Here is a 17,688-nt window from a genome sequence, read left to right as displayed (position 1 = left end):
CGATACCGCTTTCTTTTCTGCCGACAGACAGGTGCCTGTCTTTTATCTTATTTTTCTTTCAAAATCAGCATTATTTCAGGCTCTTAGCCACCTCTACCACATGCTCAACGGTAAAGCCGAACTTCTTGAACAGAAGCCCTGCCGGTGCGCTGGCGCCGAAACGTTCCATCGCGATGATCTTGCCGTCTAAGCCGGTGTACTTGTCCCAGCCAAAGCTTCCAAGCGCCTCTACTGCTACACGGCGGCGTACTTCTCTCGGAAGTACGGACTCCTTGTACTCCTCGCTCTGCTCCTCGAACAGATCCATACACGGCATGGAGACAACGCGGACTTTCTGACCTTCTGCTGCCAGAGTCTCTTTTGCATGAACCGCCAGAGCTACCTCGGAACCGCTGGCAATCAGAATTAACTCCGGTGTGCCCTCGCAGTCGTCGATGATGTAGCCGCCCTTTAATGCCTCACGGCTGCTGCCTGCCATCGGCTCCAGATTCTGTCTGGTCAGCACCAGTGCGGTCGGTGTGTGCTCGGAAGTAACAGCACTGTACCAAGCTGCCTCTGTCTCGGTCGCATCGCACGGGCGGAATACATGGAAGTTCGGCATCGCACGCAGCGCTGCCATCTGCTCGATCGGCTCATGGGTCGGTCCATCCTCGCCAACGCCGATGCTGTCATGAGTAAATACATAGGTCAGCGGCACGCCCATCAGTGCAGACAGTCTTGCCATCGGTTTGCAGTAATCGCTGAATACGAAGAAGGTCGATACATACGCGCGCAGACCGCCGTGCAGCATGATGCCATTTCCGATCGCTGCCATCGCAAGCTCGCGGACGCCGAAGTGCAGGTTGCGTCCAGCTCTGTCCTCCTTGGAGAAGTCGCCCGCATCCTTCATGTTAGTCTTGTTGGACGGTGCTAGGTCAGCAGAACCGCCAAACAGGTTCGGCAGAACATCCTTGATGTAGTTGATCAGGCGTCCGGAGATCGCACGGCTTGCTTCCGGTTTCTCCTGTTTTGCCCAGAATCCGGCGTCATCTTTCAGCGCCTCGCCCGCCTTTGCATTGTGATACTGGTTCCAGAGCGCTTCCATCTCCGGATATTCCTCGCAGTAAGCGGCAAACATCACGTTCCATGCAGCTTCTACCTCTGCCTTCTGCTCTGCGATCTCGGAGTAGTTTTTGTATACCTCTTCCGGTACGAAGAACGGCTCTTCGCTCGGCCAGTTTAAGTTCTTTCTGAGTGCTTCCACATTCTCCACGCCCAGCGGCTCGCCGTGTGCACTCGCCTTGCCCTGTTTTGCCGGGCAGCCGAAGCCGATCTGCGTCTTGATGGTGATAAAGGACGGATGCTCGGTATCTGCCTTTGCAGCCTCGATCGCCTTGCCGATCGCGTCGATATCATTGCCGTCTTCTACCGTGATCGTCTGGAAACCAAATGCCTGCATACGCTCCTGTACATTCTCACGGAATGCGATGTCGGTGCTTCCCTCGATGGAGATGCGGTTGGAATCATAGAGAACAATCAGCTTGGAAAGTCCCAGGGTACCTGCCAGAGAGAATGCCTCAGAGGAAATGCCTTCCATCATACATCCGTCGCCGCCCAATACATAGGTGTAATGGTCAACTACCGGATAATTTTCTTTGTTGAATACGCTTTCCAGATGTGCCTCAGCCATCGCCATGCCGACTGCCATACCCATACCTGCGCCCAGCGGACCGGTCGTCGCCTCAACGCCAACGGTATGACCATATTCCGGATGTCCCGGAGTCTTGGAATCTAACTGGCGGAAGTTCATCAGATCTTCTTTGGAAAGATTTCCGTAGCCAAACAGGTGCAGCAGAGAGTACAGCAGCATGGAACCATGACCGCCGGATAAGATGAAACGGTCTCTGTTCTCCCACTTCGGGTTAGCTGGGTTATGGTTCATATGATGTGCCCACAGTTCATAAGCCGCTGCTGCACATCCCAGCGGAAGTCCCGGATGACCGGAATTTGCCTTCTGGATTGCGTCTGCGGATAAAATCCGGATCGCGTTTACGGATAATGTGTCAATCTGATTCATAAGTAACCTCCTGCTATGTATCTTAATTTTAAAAACTAAACGTGTGTTATTTGAGGCGGATCTCGCGCATCCGGTCGCCGCCGCTGATAATCAGTGAATTGAACGCGCGGCCGCGTGTTACCTGCGCCACAGAGAAATCAAACTCCCCGGCAAACCGCTCCTTGCCGGACAGACTGTAGACCCGACAGGAATTTTCGTTATTTAGGATGACGAAATCGCCCTGTATATTTATGTTACGCCACGAATACGAGAAATCTGCCGTACCCATAGCGGTTCCATCGGATTTAAACATGCTCAAACGGCTCTCACTTCCGCCCTCGGTGTTGTCCGAGATGACCGCCACATAGTCCTTCGACCATGCCACGCCGCGGACTTCCCCGTCGATCTCCGCCTGGCGCACCAGCGCCGGGCTTGTTACATTTTCCAAAGAGAAAAATGCCACCTGATCATCCGCAAATGCACACGCGTGATCCTCGTCGAGGAACCGGACGCGCGGACAGATGCTGTCTCCCAGCTCATCAAAACCTCCGACCAGACGGTCTGGATAATTCTTTCCATATTCGGAGAAATTGTAAAATACAATCCGGTTTTTGAGTGCCCCGTCCTGCAGATACAGGTCGGAAAGCATGACCTGCGTACCATCCGGCGATAAGGAAACATCCATCAGGTAACCATTTCCCGACATAACCGTCTTGATCGCCCAGTCAAGCTCGCTGCCGTCTTTCTTGAAAAAGGTCACATACGAAGCATTGCTGTCCTCCACCAGCGCCGCCACGATGCCGTATGCCGATACGCTGACGCGCAGGATCGGCAGAAGCGTCGTCGCCTGTCCCTGGCTTCCGGTCTTGTCCACAATATAAATATCATTGCCCTGCTGGTCCCCGATCACGGCATAATCGCCGTTGACATAGCAGATCGGTGATTTCAGCTCATAACTCATCGACCAGACCGCCTTGCCGGACTTGTCCAGATAGGAAGCTCCGTCCTTCGTGTATTTCAGGACATTTTCCCCAAACGGGACAAATTCCGTCGTGCTGCTCTCACTCGCCGCAATCTCTTTTTCCCACGCCACCGTATAGTCCGTGTAGGCATGGTTATCTTTATAATACATAAAACCAGCCGCCAAAAGCGCCGCGATTAACACCGCCGTCAGCACCCTGCGGAGACGTTTCCGTCTGGAATGGCGCTCGGCTTTCTCCGCCACCTCTTCCTCATTTTCCCCGTGGCTTATGCCCCGGCGGGGAAACATGTCCTGCGTGGCGGTGTCGATCACACGCCCTCTCAGCTGCTTTTTCTTCTGTTCCCGTTCAATCGGGTTCATCTCACTCATTTTTTTATCTCCTGTAGCTGGACTGCCATCTTGATTATACACTATTTTAGATGGTTTGGCATTATCTTTTTGCTATTCTCCGGACACATCCGGCAGCACCAGCGTCTGCCCTGCGATAATGCGGTTTTCATCGGTCAGATGGTTGACCGCAAGGATATCGTCCAGATGACGGATATTGCCATAAAGCTTAAAACAGATCCCATAGAGCGTCTCCCCGTCCCCGACCGTGTACGTGCCGCCGGGCTTCAAGTTTGTGACCGGATAGTCCTGTCCCGCCGTCGAATTGCCGCCCGGATTCGGCAGGTCGCGCTGTGCCTCCGGCTCCGGCAAAATGTACGGGGCTTTCGTCTCCGCCATTTTTCCGTCCTCTTCGCTCTGCCCGCCGGAAGCCTGTCCATTCTGTCTGCCTGCTATGGCAGTGCCCTCTGTGTCTCCATCCGCCGCGCTCTCAAGTGTCCATTTATGCACCTGTCCTCCGTTTTTCGCTGTTGTTCCGTCTGCATCCACATCCACGCCGGCCTCGCCGCTCTCAAGCGGCGTCACACTGCCGCGGAGCTGTTCCACCGTGACCGCCTCTTTCCCGTCCGCAGTGCCCCGCACACCATCCGGGAGGACGGATACCAGCACACTCTCCATCTCGCGCATTTTCTGGTAATTGCCGAAAAGCACCACGCCGCCGGCAAGCACCGCGACCGAAAGCACGCCGCACAGCGTCCCCAGCGCCCGGATCGTCCCGTAACGCGACGCCGCCTCCTGCTGCCGCTCTTCCATCCGGTTACGGAAATCGCGGATCACCCGATCGCCGGTGCCTGTCTCCACCCGGCGGGCGTCCTTCCGCAGAATCATATAGTCCTGCATCATCTGGTTTTTCTCGTAGTATATATGATATCCTTTCAAACGGTAAAACCCGTCCTCCGACATCACATAGTATGCCGCCTCACCGTCCACACCGCTGTTTATGTACATGAGCTGGTTTTTCCCACCGAAATACTGCTTGTGCAGCCGCCAGTAGGTCAGGGGACTTAACATACACCCCGGCGCGCCGCAGATAAACCACCCCTGCACGGTCTTTTTCGGAAATGTCTCCTCCATCCGCTGGTATGCCTTTTTCCATGCCGCCTCCGAAAAGACAATCTTCTCCCCGGACGGCACAACCTCCTCCATCTCCAGCGCCCCGTCCACAAAGAGGCACGGAACCTCCTGCTGTGGATCCGAATTTCCGAGCAGCAGCCCGACCCGGAGTCCCGGTCCGCCGGATGGATATACCTGCTTCAAATACGTGTTTACATAATCTTCCACATACAACCGGACCACCTCATCCCGCTCGCCGATCTGCCGGATATTTTTCGGCAGTTCTGCGCGGGAACCAGAATATTCTCCCATATGTTCACCCCGCTATGATAGATTCTCCTGAAACCGGATCTGTACTTGCTTCCATGATTTGATTGCTGCACCGTGCAGCATTTTCAGTGCTGAAAATACCTGCTCAAATACAGTAACATGATTTTCCGTAATTTCAGGAGTATGATGAATTTCTTTCCGCCTATCATAACGCCGATTGCATGCAAAATTTGTCAAACGAAGGCAGCATCCAGGCAAAAATTTTCGACAAGCCCGATCCCCGCGCTGATGCAGTCTGCCAGCTGCATGACGAGTGCCAGGCGGATACTCTGCAGCATCATCGGATCGTAATGGCTGCAGCCCGCCACGATCCCGGTGATAAAGAGATCTCCGACCGCGTGAAGCTCCTTGCAGACGCCAAGCCCCGGCTTTAAAGACCCGCGCCCTAACGTGACATAGCCGACGTGGCTTTCATCGCCAACCGAGGCATCGACCGCCACCACCAGCGCATCCGGGTACCCATTTTTTAAAACCTGCACGTAATGTTCCAGGTTCATCGCGTGCACGGGGCGATCAAGTGTTCCGAATACCAGCGTACCGTGCCGCCGTTCCTGTTTGAGTTTATATCCGATCAACGGTCCCAGACTGTCTCCGGTCGAGCGATCCGTGCCGATGCAGAGGAAAACCAGTTTCTTTTTATGCCTTCGGGTCATTTCTTCCTGAATCAGCCCACTTAACTGCCCTGCCAGCTCTCCCACCGCGTCCCGGCGGGCTGAATTGTAATAATATATCTCCGGACTGCCACCGAACCGGCTGCGTCCCCGTCTGTTCATCTCCCACACCGTCCTGTTTTCTCCCTGCCTGTTGGACAGGGGTTGTTTTACCTTTATTATAGGCGGGGTGGCAGGAAATTATGCGAAAATTGAAGGATATATACACGGACGAAAAAAGATGTGACAGAAGGCAGCTTTACAGCGCCCGGTGTCACATCTTTTTTCTGGTTGTTCCTATATCTAATTATTTATTTTTATGAAATAATTTCCACAGTTTACTTTCCGCCGCGTTCGCGGTACTCTGCGATGACCTCGCTTAAATTAACGGCTGTGCTGTTATCCAGAATATGTTTCAGCGCGTCCAACTTTTCTGGATTCAGAAATTCCTTGCCTAAGTAGCACTCGTAGGTATCTGTGATAAAGATTCTCTTTTCCTTGATTACCGTCTCGGTATAGTGCAGGCGGCTCTCGACCTCCTGATGGCCTTCTTTGAGTTGTTCGAGCTTTGCACGGCTGTTGCTGGTGATCTCATCGGTCAGGATGGTTTTTGTCACATTTTCGAAGGTGTTTAATGCGTCCTTTTTCTTCTTCGCCGTCTCCTCCAGCTCCTGCTCCATCTGGGAGATCTCATCGTCGTATTTTTCCAGATCGTAGAGCGCTTCACTGCGATCCCGACGGATCGAGGAGATGATCACCGCGATCTTGCGGTTGTTCGCCGCGATCAGACTGCGGATCGAACGTCCTTCCTGCAGCGCCGCCAGATGGCGATCCTTCGTCCAGTTCCCAATCAGGATATACAGTCCACCAAAAACAACCACATCCACGCCGTAGATCATCGCCAGGTATAAAGTCTTCTGTTCTGGAAGCAGCTTGTAGATGCCGCACGGGATCAACAGGAAACAGATCGCAAAGGTAATCAACACCGTCAGAAATTCTTTGAATCCCCTCGGGAAATACAGCGCATAGTACAGTGGGCTTTTGCAGACAAATGGAACACGATCCGACTGGAACAGCGTCCGCATCCGCACGGCAAGCTCTCGGTTGTGCGCGTGAAGCTCCTGCGTTTCTTCCTTAATCCGCTCCTTGATGCCCTGGTTTTTCGCCTTTTCGCGGCGTGTCCGCGTGCGTTTCAGCTTATCCTGCAGCTTCCCAAGCTCATCGTCATAGCTTTTTTCAATCTCATCCCGGCGCTTTTTCACGGTCGAATTCACGGCATCCGCCACCGCTTTCCGCTCCGTCTCCAGCACGCGCAGACGCTTTTTCTCTTCCTGAGCAAGCGTCTCCTCCTGTTTTTCAAACTCCGCCAGCTCCACCACTGCCTGTCTGGCGTCTTCCAGAAATGTTTTCACATCCGTTATCGCCTGTGCCATCTCGCCCCTCCCGGTCTTTGTCTTTTTGTAACGGCTGCCTGCCCTTTATTCTTCCAGCACCTGTATCTCCAGATAATCGAAATCGATGCTCTCGATAAAGTTGTCCTGGGTAAAACGCGCCTTATCGTGGCGTTTGAACTCCTCGATCGTCTTATCCAGCCAGACCGGATGCCCCAGATCAAAGGCATAGCAAATCTGGTCGATCGCGTCAAACACCATCGCCGTTCTCGACATTGTATAATCACCGTTGCTGATCACAATATCCCTAAGCATCCGGTTTTCCTTCATCATTTTTCCCCAAAGACGAAACATCCTGCCGTTCCTTTCCCGCTGTCAAATTTCATTTTTACCGTGTCCGGATGTTCTCTCCGAACATCTTTTCTCACAATCTTATGTCCAGTATATCAGCTTTTTTAAGAGTTGACAAGGCGGGGCTTTTCGGCAAAATTCACTGCCACTGTGTCATCGTGCAGCACTTCCCATTGTGAACCTCACATGGCTAAAGTCACATGCTTCTCAGCCGTTTTAAACGGCAAGACTAAATATCGGCGGATACGCCAGTAACTTAGAATTCGTGCGGATACGCACTTTTCCCATGCCGGATACGGCTGGTTTCCACATTACAGGTAGTCCGCTGTATATCTGCCTGCGTTTATGCCGCTTTTAAATTGTTTACTTCTACATAAAGCTTTCTTAAATCTGCATAAACACATGAGGTTCTACGCTTCACTGCAGGTACTTTTGCCTCCAGTGAAGACCTTCCCGTTTCCGGCAAGGGTTTTAAAAGTTCCCGTATAAAATATCTCACTCCGATATTATAAAAAAACGCCTCTATCAGTTTTTGCTGATAAAAGCGTTTTTTATTCTATGTTCCATTTTCTATGTGTAGATCTGGGCTGCAGTTTCCTTCATGGAACATGCCAGAGTGAACGCCGCAGAACGCATATTCTTTTACAGACCCGCTCCTTACAGTCTCTTAAGCAGCGCCTCTCTCGCTTCCTCATAGCCCGGTTTGCCAAGCAATGCAAACATATTTTTCTTATAGCTCTCTACGCCCGGCTGGTTGAACGGATTGACGCCCAGAAGGTATCCACTGACGCCGCAGGCAAATTCGAAGAAATAGAAGAGCTGTCCTAAGCTGTACGCATCCATCGCCGGGATCGTCACTTTCAGGTTCGGCACACTGCCGTCGGTATGTGCCAGAATCGTGCCGTTCATCGCACTCTTGTTGACGAAATCCACGCTCTTGCCAGCCAGATAGTTCATACCGTCCGTGTCAACATCTTCTTTCTTCAAAATGATCTCCGCCGGAGATTCAGCCACTTCCAGAACTGTCTCAAACATGATTCTCGCGCCGTCCTGGATGAACTGACCCATCGAATGAAGATCGGTCGTTAAATCAACCGCTGCCGGGAAAATACCTTTCTGATCCTTGCCCTCGCTCTCGCCGTAGAGCTGTTTCCACCACTCCGATACATAGTGCAGGCTCGGCTCATAGTTTGCCACAATCTCGACCTGTTTGCCCTTCCGGAGCAGAATGTTGCGGACCGCCGCATATAACAGAGCAGAATTCTTCTCAAACGGAGTCTCCAGTGCATTCTTTCTCGCGTCTGCCGCGCCCTGCATCAACGCATCTATATCCGCGCCGCTGACCGCGATCGGAAGCAGACCGACTGCCGTCAGGACGGAGAAACGACCGCCAACATCATCCGGAACCACGAAGGACTCGTAGCCCTCTTCATTTGCCAGATTCTTGAGTGCGCCCCGCGCCCGGTCTGTCGTCGCGTAGATTCGCTTGTTTGCCTCTTCTTTACCATATTTCTCAATCAGCATCTCCTTAAATACACGGAATGCGATCGCCGGCTCCGTTGTCGTACCGGACTTGGAAATAATATTGATAGAGAAATCTTTTCCATCGACCAAATCCATCAGATCATGGATGTATTTGCTGCTGATGCTGTTGCCAACGAAGTAAATCTCCGGTGTTTTTCTTTTTTCTTTCGGAAGATTATTGTAAAAACTATGGGACAGGAACTCGATCGCCGCTCTTGCGCCCAGATACGAACCGCCGATACCGATTACCAGCAGGACATCGGAATCCTTCTGAATCTTCTCCGCCGCTTTTTTGATGCGTCCGAACTCTTCCTTATCATAGTCCACCGGAAGGTCGATCCATCCAAGAAAATCATTGCCCGCGCCGGTCTTTTCTACCAGCGTCTCTCTTGCCGCCTGCACGCCCGCCTTGATACCGGCGATCTCTTCCTCATGAATAAATGCAGCTGCTTTTGAATAATCAAAGATCACATCTTTTCCCATATGTTTCCTCTCCTTTGCATTTCAGCCGTCCGCAGGCGGCGTGATTACTTTGTCAAAAACTTAACTTATCTTTATTATAGCAATCTGGACACCCGTGTGCAACCAGTTTTCAGTTGGAATCATCATTTACAACCCCGATAAATACTCCCTCATAATATCCCCCAGAACCTGCGCCTCCTCGCGGCTCAAACCTTTCATCCAGTCACCCGCATTTGCCTCGCCATTTCGTGTTTTCCGCGTATCCCGGCTTGCTGCAATCTGGTCGAGGCTCTGCTTCAAATACTCCATTTCCTTGTCGCCGGGACGCTCCTTCGCTTCCTGCCTGGGACCCGTATTGTTTTCCGTTTCATTTCCTGATACCATCCGGCGATCCGTAAGATGCCCATCTGTCTCATGCTTGTCCCGTTCCTCCGGTTCGCGCGGTGCAGTGCGAACTGCCCGCATCAGATTCTGTGCCCGTGCATCCCGCTCACGGAACGGATTCACTCTCATCGCTGTCCGCGATTTTCCTTTTTCAAACTCCGTTTCTCCCAGATCCCGGTTATCCGTTTCAGCACCATCCCGACCACTCACGCCGCGATCTGCCCGCAGAGTACTCTGCAGCCATTTCGGCATTTCCCGCACATTCGAGTCCACGCCAGCAATTCCGCCGGATACACCAGAAGCTCCGGACATTTCCTGTCCGCGTGTCTCCTTCTCACGTGCCGCCCGAAGAAACACCGAATTATCCACATACTCCAAAAGCGCCGTTTCCAGCCGCTGCTGTTTCTGGTCAATCTGGAAACAGCTCTCGATAAATGCCAGAAACAGACCGCTCATGACAGCTGCCGACGCATACAGCACAATATAGCTCGCATCCAGCTCATACCAGTATGCCAGAAATGCCTCCGCTGCTCCGGTCAGAAGCCCTAAAAGCACCATTTCCATTGACACGCCGTTCCACGCATCCAGCGAAATATGTAAAAATGAAAATCCGTCAATCTGCTTGTCCAGATATGCCTGCGTGTTCACGATGTTCTGTCCCAGACGGCAGGTATTTTCCAACCGCTGCTTCAGATTTTGAAGATTCTTGTTCCGGGTCATCGCCATATTGTCAGTTTCTTTTAATAATCTTTTGTAGAGGCTCCGTGTAATCAACTTGCTGACAAATCCGATCATTCCGATTGCCGCAAGAACGGACAGCGCTTTTCCAGTTTGTAAAAATTCCAGCATAAAAAAGCTCCCCTTTCTCTACTTCCGGATCACTTCCGGGTGGCTTGCCACAGGTCAGGTTTAGGCGCTTCGCAGTTTGTCTCTTGCAATTTGCTTTTCACATTCTGTTTTTTGCGTCTGTCAAATCCCGCCTGCATCGTGGCTTTATTATAGCCGCCGAAAGAGTCTTTGTGAAGATGAGAAAGGGGAAAATCGTTCGTCAAATTCTGCCTTAATTCGATTTTTAATAGGTATTAATAATGCGTATCATGCAAAATTTCTGGTTGTTAAAAATTCCGTCTGTGAATCATATTTATGACTCATTATGCCTCATACCGGGATGCCATTTCAAGCAGTAGGTTTACCGAATGCTTGATCGCCTGCGCCTCAAATGCCGCATAATCCATACCCGCACTGTCATCTGCCTTATCCGAAATGGCACGGATGATCAGGAACGGGATTCCGTTTAAATATGCCGCCTGTGCAATCGCTGCGCCTTCCATCTCGGTACAGCTTGCGCTAAACTGCCCGATCAGCCACTCCTTTTTTGCCTTATCCGAGATAAACTGATCTCCGCTTACCACGCGTCCCGGAAATGCCTGAATCTCCGGATTTACCTTCTGGTTGCACTCAATCGCCAGCTCGCGCAGCTTCTCATCCGCCTCAAATGCAAAGGTATCTACACGCGGAATCTGTCCGATCCGATATCCGAATCCGCTCGCATCCATATCATGCTGCACCGCATCCGTCGATACAACGATATCGCCAATGTTAATCTCCGCGCGCAGGGAACCGGCGATACCTGTGTTCACAATCGCACTGATATGGAACCGATCCGCCAGAATCTGACTGCACATACCCGCATTTACCTTGCCGATACCAGAGCGAACCACAACCGCGTCCTTTCCGCCCAGTTTGCCCTGATAAAAATCCATACCGGCTACACTTGTCACGGTGACATCTGTCATTTTCTCCTTGATCTGAGCCACCTCTTCATCCATCGCTCCGATGATTCCTAACATCTGTTTGTCCTCCTGTTTTTCTGTTCTTTATTCTTCTGCCTTTCTTTTATAGATTTATAGAAAAAGAAATTCTTACTGTTTGATCTTCTGCGCTTATACCCCTGCATCTCTTTCCTCAAATCCATTGGCTGACTCGGCTCTACAGTCAGTGTGTGCCTGCACCATCATTTTTCATTTGAAAATCGTTCATTTACTTTATAATAGCGCAGCCGCATCGTTACCATGTATACCTTATACAAACAGTAACACCGTATCTTTTCATGAGTATACTGGATTTTTGTTATCTTGACAACACCTTTGCTGACAGACTATAATCATTTTACTGCGGTGGATTCCCGCCACAGCAGATTAAAACACATACCATTTTGAGGAGGTTTTACCATGACATACAAGACAAAGGGAGTCTGTTCCCGTGAGATTAATTTTGAAGTAGAAGATAATAAAGTAAAGAATGTGCAGTTCGTCGGCGGCTGCTCCGGCAACACACAGGGCGTTGCCCGCCTGATCGATGGTATGGATATTGACGAGGCAATCTCCCGCATCGAAGGCATCCAGTGCGGCTTCCGCCCAACTTCCTGCCCGGATCAGCTGGCACAGGCCTTGAAGGAGTATAAGGCGAACGTGAAATAAGTATCTTTTGGTAGATTCTTTCAGACCCGCCGGCATAGTGAAAAACCATTTTAAAACCCCCACCTGAAAACATCTGGAATTTTGAATCTAAAATTCCTGGATGGTTGCAGGTGGGGGTATTTATGTGATCGCTTTTTTCATACTATTTCGTGTTGCAAATATAGATTTAGTAACACTGTCCCCGTTTAGAATTAGTCGCCGTATTCGGTAATTTTGATTCCATCTGTTTTGGTCATGAAAGACTGCCCTTTTCCATTTGATTCAACGTAATGGACGCCAACCACTCTATAATAATAACCCGTCTTCTGGTTTTTTACTGTAAAATCATTAGTCATTCCAACCAATGGTTCTGTAGGAAAATCTTCTTTACTAGCATCATAAGTATATCTAGAAACTTCTACCCACTTATCACCATCTTCTAATCGTTGTAATATCGCAATATTTTTAATTTTATCGCACTCTATATGAGCTAAAGTTTGAATAAAAATCCCAACATCACCTTTTCCTAAATTACTAATACTCGATATTGCTGTATCAATGATTCTTCCTCTCTGCTCTACTCCTCGAGCAATTCCTTCTGATGTATTCTCATCAACTAAATGTGTACTATTATAATCTGCCGTTTCAATCGCAACTCCATTAATACTTTCCATTTCTGCCGCATGAACCGTAATAACACTTGCCGCCATAATTAACCCTGCACATATTAATGTATATAATTTTTTTCTCATAAAATCTCCTACTTTTCTAAAATTAAATTTTCAACTATTTTTTTAAAATCTTTTTTTGACATAACTCCTGAAATTTGATAATAAATATTATTTTTTACAATACATGAACTATATTCTTTTTTTGCATTCTCAACTTCTGCCTCTTCAATATAAACTGTTTGTTTTAACAAATCATTATAAACATGTTCTTCTTTCTTTCTATCGGATATAACATTCACAGAATTTCCAACTTCTCCTATTCGTTGAAATATCTTTATCCAATGTTGATTATATTCAAAATAAAGTGTAGCCCAAGTTTTTCCTATATCTGCCTTTACAAACTTCATGCCACTAGGTATATATGCTAATTTTAAAGGTTGTATATTTGTTTTTTGACTTATTTCCGCATATGCCTGCTCCAATTTATCATTTGCTAAAACTACATCCACATTATTTAAAACACTCTTATTCTGTACTCTATCTTTCTCCCGCACCACATACCGATACTCCCTCTTCGCCCCAGCCGAAATCCCCATCGCCACAACCATCACTGCGATAGCGGCGGCAGCTACAGAGACTTTCACAATCGATTTCAACCGGCGTGGTTTGCGAGCTTCTTCGTGCAGTTTGATAATGTTCTCGCTGGATGATTCTTTTTCACTTTCCGGGCTTGTTCCCACCTCCGCTTCTAACTTTGCCATCAACCTCTCAAAGCCGTCTTCTGATTCTGGAGGTATCTCGCTGTCTTTTACTTCCGTCTGTGCAAGGATAAAATCCTTCAACAGCTGATCTTCGCTGACTCCAAACGCTTCCTGCAGCAGGCGCTCTGCATCTTCTCCAGCCTTTTTCCCGCGCCGGCTTCTGCTCACTTTTTATCCCTCCTATCTGTCCTCCCTCTAACTTTTAGGTTGACTTTTCTTTTTTTCCGTTTACTATACTAAATGTAACCCTTTGCGGGTATGATAAAGCATAATAACAGTTGTTTTCAGGTTATGGTTGTCCCCTCACACCGTAACCAGCGGCTGATGTGTGGAGGAAACTACTATGAAAAAAATCATTCTGACCGGCGGTGGTACTGCGGGTCATGTTACACCGAATCTCGCCCTGCTTCCGGCACTGCGCGAGGAAGACTTTGAGATTCACTATATTGGTTCTTATAACGGCATTGAGCGCCGCCTGATCGAGGCAGCCAGCATCCCTTACGATGGAATCTCATCTGGAAAACTGCGCCGTTATTTTGACCTTAAGAATTTTTCAGATCCGCTTCGCGTTCTGAAAGGATACTTTGAGGCTCGCAAGCTTATGAAAAAATACAAACCGGATATCGTCTTTTCCAAAGGCGGTTTTGTCGCTGTTCCGGTCGTTCTGGCTGCCAAGCATTATAAAGTGCCTGTCATCATCCATGAATCCGATATGACCCCAGGACTGGCAAATAAAATCTGTATTCCAGCCGCTTCCAAGGTATGCTGCAACTTTCCGGAAACACTTAAATATCTTCCGGAAGATAAGGCGGTTCTGACCGGTTCCCCGATCCGTGAAGAGCTTCTGCACGGGGATCGTCTGGCGGGACTCCAGTACGCCCATCTTTCTGCCGATCGGCCGGTAATCCTGATCATCGGCGGAAGTCTCGGCTCCGTCACGGTCAATCAGGCTGTCCGCAGCATTCTTCCGCAGCTTCTGAAAACCTATCAGGTAATACATATCTGCGGAAAAGGCAATCTGGATGAGTCTCTCATCGGCACCGAAGGATATGTTCAGTATGAGTATGTGGATAAACCACTCCGCCATCTCTTTGCAGCGGCAGATCTGATCATCTCCCGCGCAGGCGCAAATTCCATCTGCGAAATTCTGGCACTCCGCAAACCGAACATTTTGATCCCTCTGTCGGCTGCTGCCAGCCGCGGCGACCAGATCTTAAATGCCAACTCCTTTGCAAAACAGGGATTCAGCACCGTTCTGGAAGAAGAAGTTTTAACCGCAGATACTCTCAGCCAGGCAATCGAAGAGACCTATAAAAATCGCCAGCAGTTCATTGATAAAATGTCTGAAAGCCACTTAAACAATGCTGTCAAAACCATCATGGGGCTGATTCATGATTGCACACGCAGTTAGTAGCATTGCTATGTTTGTATAGTACAAGACTAAAACACTGAATATGTAAGCTTATCATCACATCGGACAGATTCGAAACGGCTCTGCTTCGATGTGATTTTTAAATATCAAATAGCTTTGCCCTCAACACGCGCTTCTGCAGTTCTGCTTTTGCCCTGTAAAGGCGTGTACAGCATACCGTTGATTTGATTTTCAAAACCGCACAGGCTTCTTCCGCCGTCAATCCCTCCAGAACACGGAGAATCAAAACATCCCGCCAGTCCTTTTTCATAGATTTGACAATCTTCCATACGTTCCAATAGATATCCCTATCAATAACCTCCTGATCCAGAAGCTGAATTCCTATCTCCCCTTCCAAAAGAAGGTTCATAATCTCTTCTTCCGCATCCGGATCTTCCAGATGCAGCATCTCGCGGCGCCGCATCTGCCTCCGGTTATCGATCCACTTGCTCCGTAAAATGCGGATCAGTAAAACCAACTTCACTTTATGATCCAGATCTAACGCATAGCGCTTGTAATATTCAATGAAAGCTTCATGCACCATATCCTCAATGTCATCGTACCCTACTCCAATTCTATACGCATATTTCTTCAGCGGTACCAGGTACTCTCTGTAAAGCGCTTCAAAAAGCGCCATTTTTTCATTCTCATGGTGCATATCCAAACTCCTATCGCGTCAGTTCTTCGCGGATGGAGCTGCTAATTTCTGCCAGCTCTTCCGGCGTTGCTTTTCCTGGCGCCCATGTCACCATATCCGGTCCATTTTCATATCTCGGAATAATGTGTACATGGAAATGAAAAACAGTCTGTCCTGCGGATATGCCATTGTTCTGAACCACATTGAAACCCGTGCAGCCCAGTGCTTTCTTCATCGCCGCACCAATCTTTCCAGCTAATGGAAGAGCTTTTGCCGCAATCGCCGGATCCAGCTCACATAAATCTTTGAAATGCTGCTTCGGCAGAATCAGCGCATGTCCCTTCGATGCCGGTCCTAAATCCAGAATCACACGAAAATCTTCATCTTCATAAACCGTTGAGGATGGAATCTCTCCGCCAGCGATCTTACAAAAAATACATTCTTTGTCTGTCATGTCGGTCTCCCCTTCTCTCTATGCTTCTCCATTCACTGGAAAAGCGGTATTTTCTTTTGTCACTTGGCTTGAAACTTCCATGTCAAGTGCCTTTATTATAGCATATCCCCAGGGCTTGTTCTATGTAAATTTGCAGAAACGCGAAATTGATGTACTTGCAAAATAATTCACATCAATTTCGTGTTTTTGGTTATTATTTCATATTTTCAGATAATTTATCGGTGTTCCCAAAATTTATATCCGACATCCGCCAAATAAATGGAATCCCCATTCCCCAAACTGACTGTTTCATTTGCCTGAAGCGGATAGCCATTGACCGATGTTCCATTGGTTGAATTGAGATCTGTCAGAATGTATACGCCCTCCTTCTGATCGATCCGCGCATGAAGACGGCTGACAGTCGGACGGTCAATACATGCGTCCGACAGCCCCGGATGTTTTCCAAGTGTAAATGGAATATAGGAAATCTGAATCACTGTTCCTCCGGCTTCCACCGGCTCTAAGCGCACCGTTCCTTCCCCATTCTTTGAGGCAGACAAAAGCGTAGTCCCCGCTTCTCTCGCCCGCTCTATCTGTGCTTCTTCTTCTCTTCGAAGTTCCTGCCGATAAGCTTCTTCACTCTCCGGATAGACCTGCCAGCGGTTTTCAGGCGTTGTCTGCTGCCAGTCTTGATATGATAGATCCACTTCCGTGCTTTCCTCTCTATCCTCTCCCTGACCTCGATTTTTCTTCCTGCCACCATATACCTGCCATTTTCTGCGGGCTGCCAACATCTCCCTCAAAAACACGATTCCCCCGATGCCGCCGCTGATTGCATACAGCCATACATCCATTTCTCCCGTCACGTACCAATACACAATGCCAGCTGCCACCGCGCTTCCAAGTACCTTTATCCACCTGTTCTGCCATTGTCCCTTTTGTTTTCCACCTGTCCTTTCAGACTTTTCCCCCACTTCATCTGAGTTCTCTACCGGCTCCAGGTTCTTTTTCACCGTTTTCTCCTGATACAACGCTTCCTGCCTATATTTCCAATCCTTCCTGGCTGGCGTTTGAGTGTCAGAAGCCATTTTCCCAGATCGAGATTTCAACGTATCCCTCCGATTTTGCTCCGCTTCAATCCACTCCTGCCGATCCGCCCACACTCCCGCCGTCTCAGGATCCCCCTCATCCTCGTTTCGTTTTTCTGCCGAAAAGATCCGATCTTCCCCCGAAAGCTGGCGCAGCAGATCTGCCGTTCCGTAATTCTCCCGCAGACTAATCTGGTACAGATTATAAGCTAATACAACAGCCTCCCGATCCTGATGATCCGCACGTTCCAGAAGATACCCCAGCAGTTTTGAGAGCGCCTGCGGCGCCTCTTCCCGATGCCCCGGAACCAGACATAATTCCACAGTAAAATGATCGGGTTCCAGATACAGGTATTCCGGATCCAGCAAAAGCTGTTCCTCTTTTAACAGGTACTCTTCCACCCGCTTCAGAACCGCCAGCACACCAAGCAGAATCGACCGGAGTTCTTGTCCCGACAAGGTCCGTTTTTCTAACACCCGTCTAAGCGGCTGTCTCGACGTTATCTCATAATAATATTCTCTCGCCTCCTCCGTCTGGCGGACCCGGAACTTCAAAAGCCCTTCGATGGCATTCGCCGACAGCATCTGTACCGCATAGCCCGTTTCTTCCTCCGGCGCTTCGATTATCATATAATTATGATTCATTTCCCGGCTATACCGAATCTCCATCCCGTATCCT

16 protein-coding genes are annotated in these 17,688 nt (G+C 49.2%); 2 read left to right on the top strand and 14 right to left on the bottom strand.

The features are described from left to right. Positions 1–70: 70 nt before the first annotated feature. The 9 genes from tkt to DXC57_RS11045 form a co-directional block, all read right to left on the bottom strand. Complete coding sequence (tkt, locus tag DXC57_RS11090; RefSeq protein ID WP_118469382.1) at positions 71–2,056, bottom strand: transketolase; 1,986 nt, start codon at positions 2,054–2,056, stop codon at positions 71–73. A 46-nt stretch (positions 2,057–2,102) separates the two neighbouring features. Continuing rightward, positions 2,103–3,386, bottom strand: a complete 1,284-nt coding sequence (locus DXC57_RS11085) for a DUF5711 family protein (RefSeq protein WP_022360015.1) — start codon at positions 3,384–3,386, stop codon at positions 2,103–2,105. 72 nt (positions 3,387–3,458) lie between these two features. Further along, positions 3,459–4,769 (bottom strand): LysM peptidoglycan-binding domain-containing protein, encoded by a 1,311-nt coding sequence (locus tag DXC57_RS11080; protein WP_118652634.1) that lies wholly within the window; start codon positions 4,767–4,769, stop codon positions 3,459–3,461. A gap of 191 nt (positions 4,770–4,960) precedes the next feature. Beyond that, complete coding sequence (yyaC, locus tag DXC57_RS11075; RefSeq protein ID WP_118652632.1) at positions 4,961–5,560, bottom strand: spore protease YyaC; 600 nt, start codon at positions 5,558–5,560, stop codon at positions 4,961–4,963. Positions 5,561–5,775: 215 nt separating this feature from the next. Beyond that, a complete protein-coding gene (locus DXC57_RS11070) occupies positions 5,776–6,870 on the bottom strand; it encodes a hypothetical protein (protein ID WP_118652630.1) in 1,095 nt (364 codons plus the stop codon). Between the two features lie 45 nt (positions 6,871–6,915). Then, positions 6,916–7,182, bottom strand: coding sequence for a hypothetical protein (locus DXC57_RS11065; protein ID WP_107001749.1), 267 nt, complete (start codon positions 7,180–7,182; stop codon positions 6,916–6,918). Between the two features lie 654 nt (positions 7,183–7,836). Next, positions 7,837–9,186 (bottom strand): glucose-6-phosphate isomerase, encoded by a 1,350-nt coding sequence (locus tag DXC57_RS11055; protein ID WP_107001753.1) that lies wholly within the window; start codon positions 9,184–9,186, stop codon positions 7,837–7,839. 126 nt (positions 9,187–9,312) lie between these two features. Next, entirely contained in the window at positions 9,313–10,398 is a 1,086-nt protein-coding gene (locus DXC57_RS11050; RefSeq protein ID WP_022360025.1) for a hypothetical protein, read from the bottom strand. A 302-nt stretch (positions 10,399–10,700) separates the two neighbouring features. Further along, positions 10,701–11,399, bottom strand: a complete 699-nt coding sequence (locus DXC57_RS11045) for a 5'-methylthioadenosine/adenosylhomocysteine nucleosidase (protein WP_118522876.1) — start codon at positions 11,397–11,399, stop codon at positions 10,701–10,703. A gap of 381 nt (positions 11,400–11,780) precedes the next feature. Between DXC57_RS11045 and DXC57_RS11040 the strand changes: the two genes are divergently transcribed. Beyond that, positions 11,781–12,029, top strand: coding sequence for a TIGR03905 family TSCPD domain-containing protein (locus tag DXC57_RS11040; protein ID WP_022360027.1), 249 nt, complete (start codon positions 11,781–11,783; stop codon positions 12,027–12,029). A 191-nt stretch (positions 12,030–12,220) separates the two neighbouring features. Here the strand turns inward: DXC57_RS11040 and DXC57_RS11035 are convergent, their stop codons facing one another. After that, positions 12,221–12,760: a DUF6147 family protein gene (locus tag DXC57_RS11035; protein ID WP_118652628.1), complete on the bottom strand. Its 540-nt coding sequence runs from the start codon at positions 12,758–12,760 to the stop codon at positions 12,221–12,223. Positions 12,761–12,768: 8 nt separating this feature from the next. Beyond that, complete coding sequence (locus tag DXC57_RS11030; protein ID WP_118652626.1) at positions 12,769–13,608, bottom strand: DUF4367 domain-containing protein; 840 nt, start codon at positions 13,606–13,608, stop codon at positions 12,769–12,771. 175 nt (positions 13,609–13,783) lie between these two features. Here DXC57_RS11030 and DXC57_RS11025 point away from each other — a divergent pair, with 175 nt between their 5' ends. Beyond that, on the top strand, positions 13,784–14,851 hold the full coding sequence (locus tag DXC57_RS11025; protein WP_118652624.1) for an undecaprenyldiphospho-muramoylpentapeptide beta-N-acetylglucosaminyltransferase: 1,068 nt from the start codon (positions 13,784–13,786) through the stop codon (positions 14,849–14,851). A 100-nt stretch (positions 14,852–14,951) separates the two neighbouring features. Here DXC57_RS11025 and DXC57_RS11020 read toward each other — a convergent pair whose 3' ends face one another. The 3 genes from DXC57_RS11020 to DXC57_RS11010 all read right to left on the bottom strand — a co-directional run bounded on the left by DXC57_RS11020 (position 14,952) and on the right by DXC57_RS11010 (position 17,678). Beyond that, entirely contained in the window at positions 14,952–15,509 is a 558-nt protein-coding gene (locus DXC57_RS11020) for an RNA polymerase sigma factor (protein WP_118652622.1), read from the bottom strand. Between the two features lie 10 nt (positions 15,510–15,519). Continuing rightward, positions 15,520–15,942, bottom strand: a complete 423-nt coding sequence (locus DXC57_RS11015; protein WP_022360422.1) for an HIT family protein — start codon at positions 15,940–15,942, stop codon at positions 15,520–15,522. A gap of 215 nt (positions 15,943–16,157) precedes the next feature. Beyond that, complete coding sequence (locus tag DXC57_RS11010) at positions 16,158–17,678, bottom strand: DUF6382 domain-containing protein (RefSeq protein ID WP_118652620.1); 1,521 nt, start codon at positions 17,676–17,678, stop codon at positions 16,158–16,160. Between the last annotated feature and the right edge of the window lie 10 nt (positions 17,679–17,688).

This window comes from Clostridium sp. TF06-15AC (assembly GCF_003481165.1).
Taxonomy (GTDB): Bacteria; Bacillota; Clostridia; order Lachnospirales; family Lachnospiraceae; genus Otoolea; species Otoolea fessa.
The sequence above is the reverse complement of the archived record's forward strand: the minus strand, read 5'-3'. Positions and strand labels throughout refer to the sequence as shown.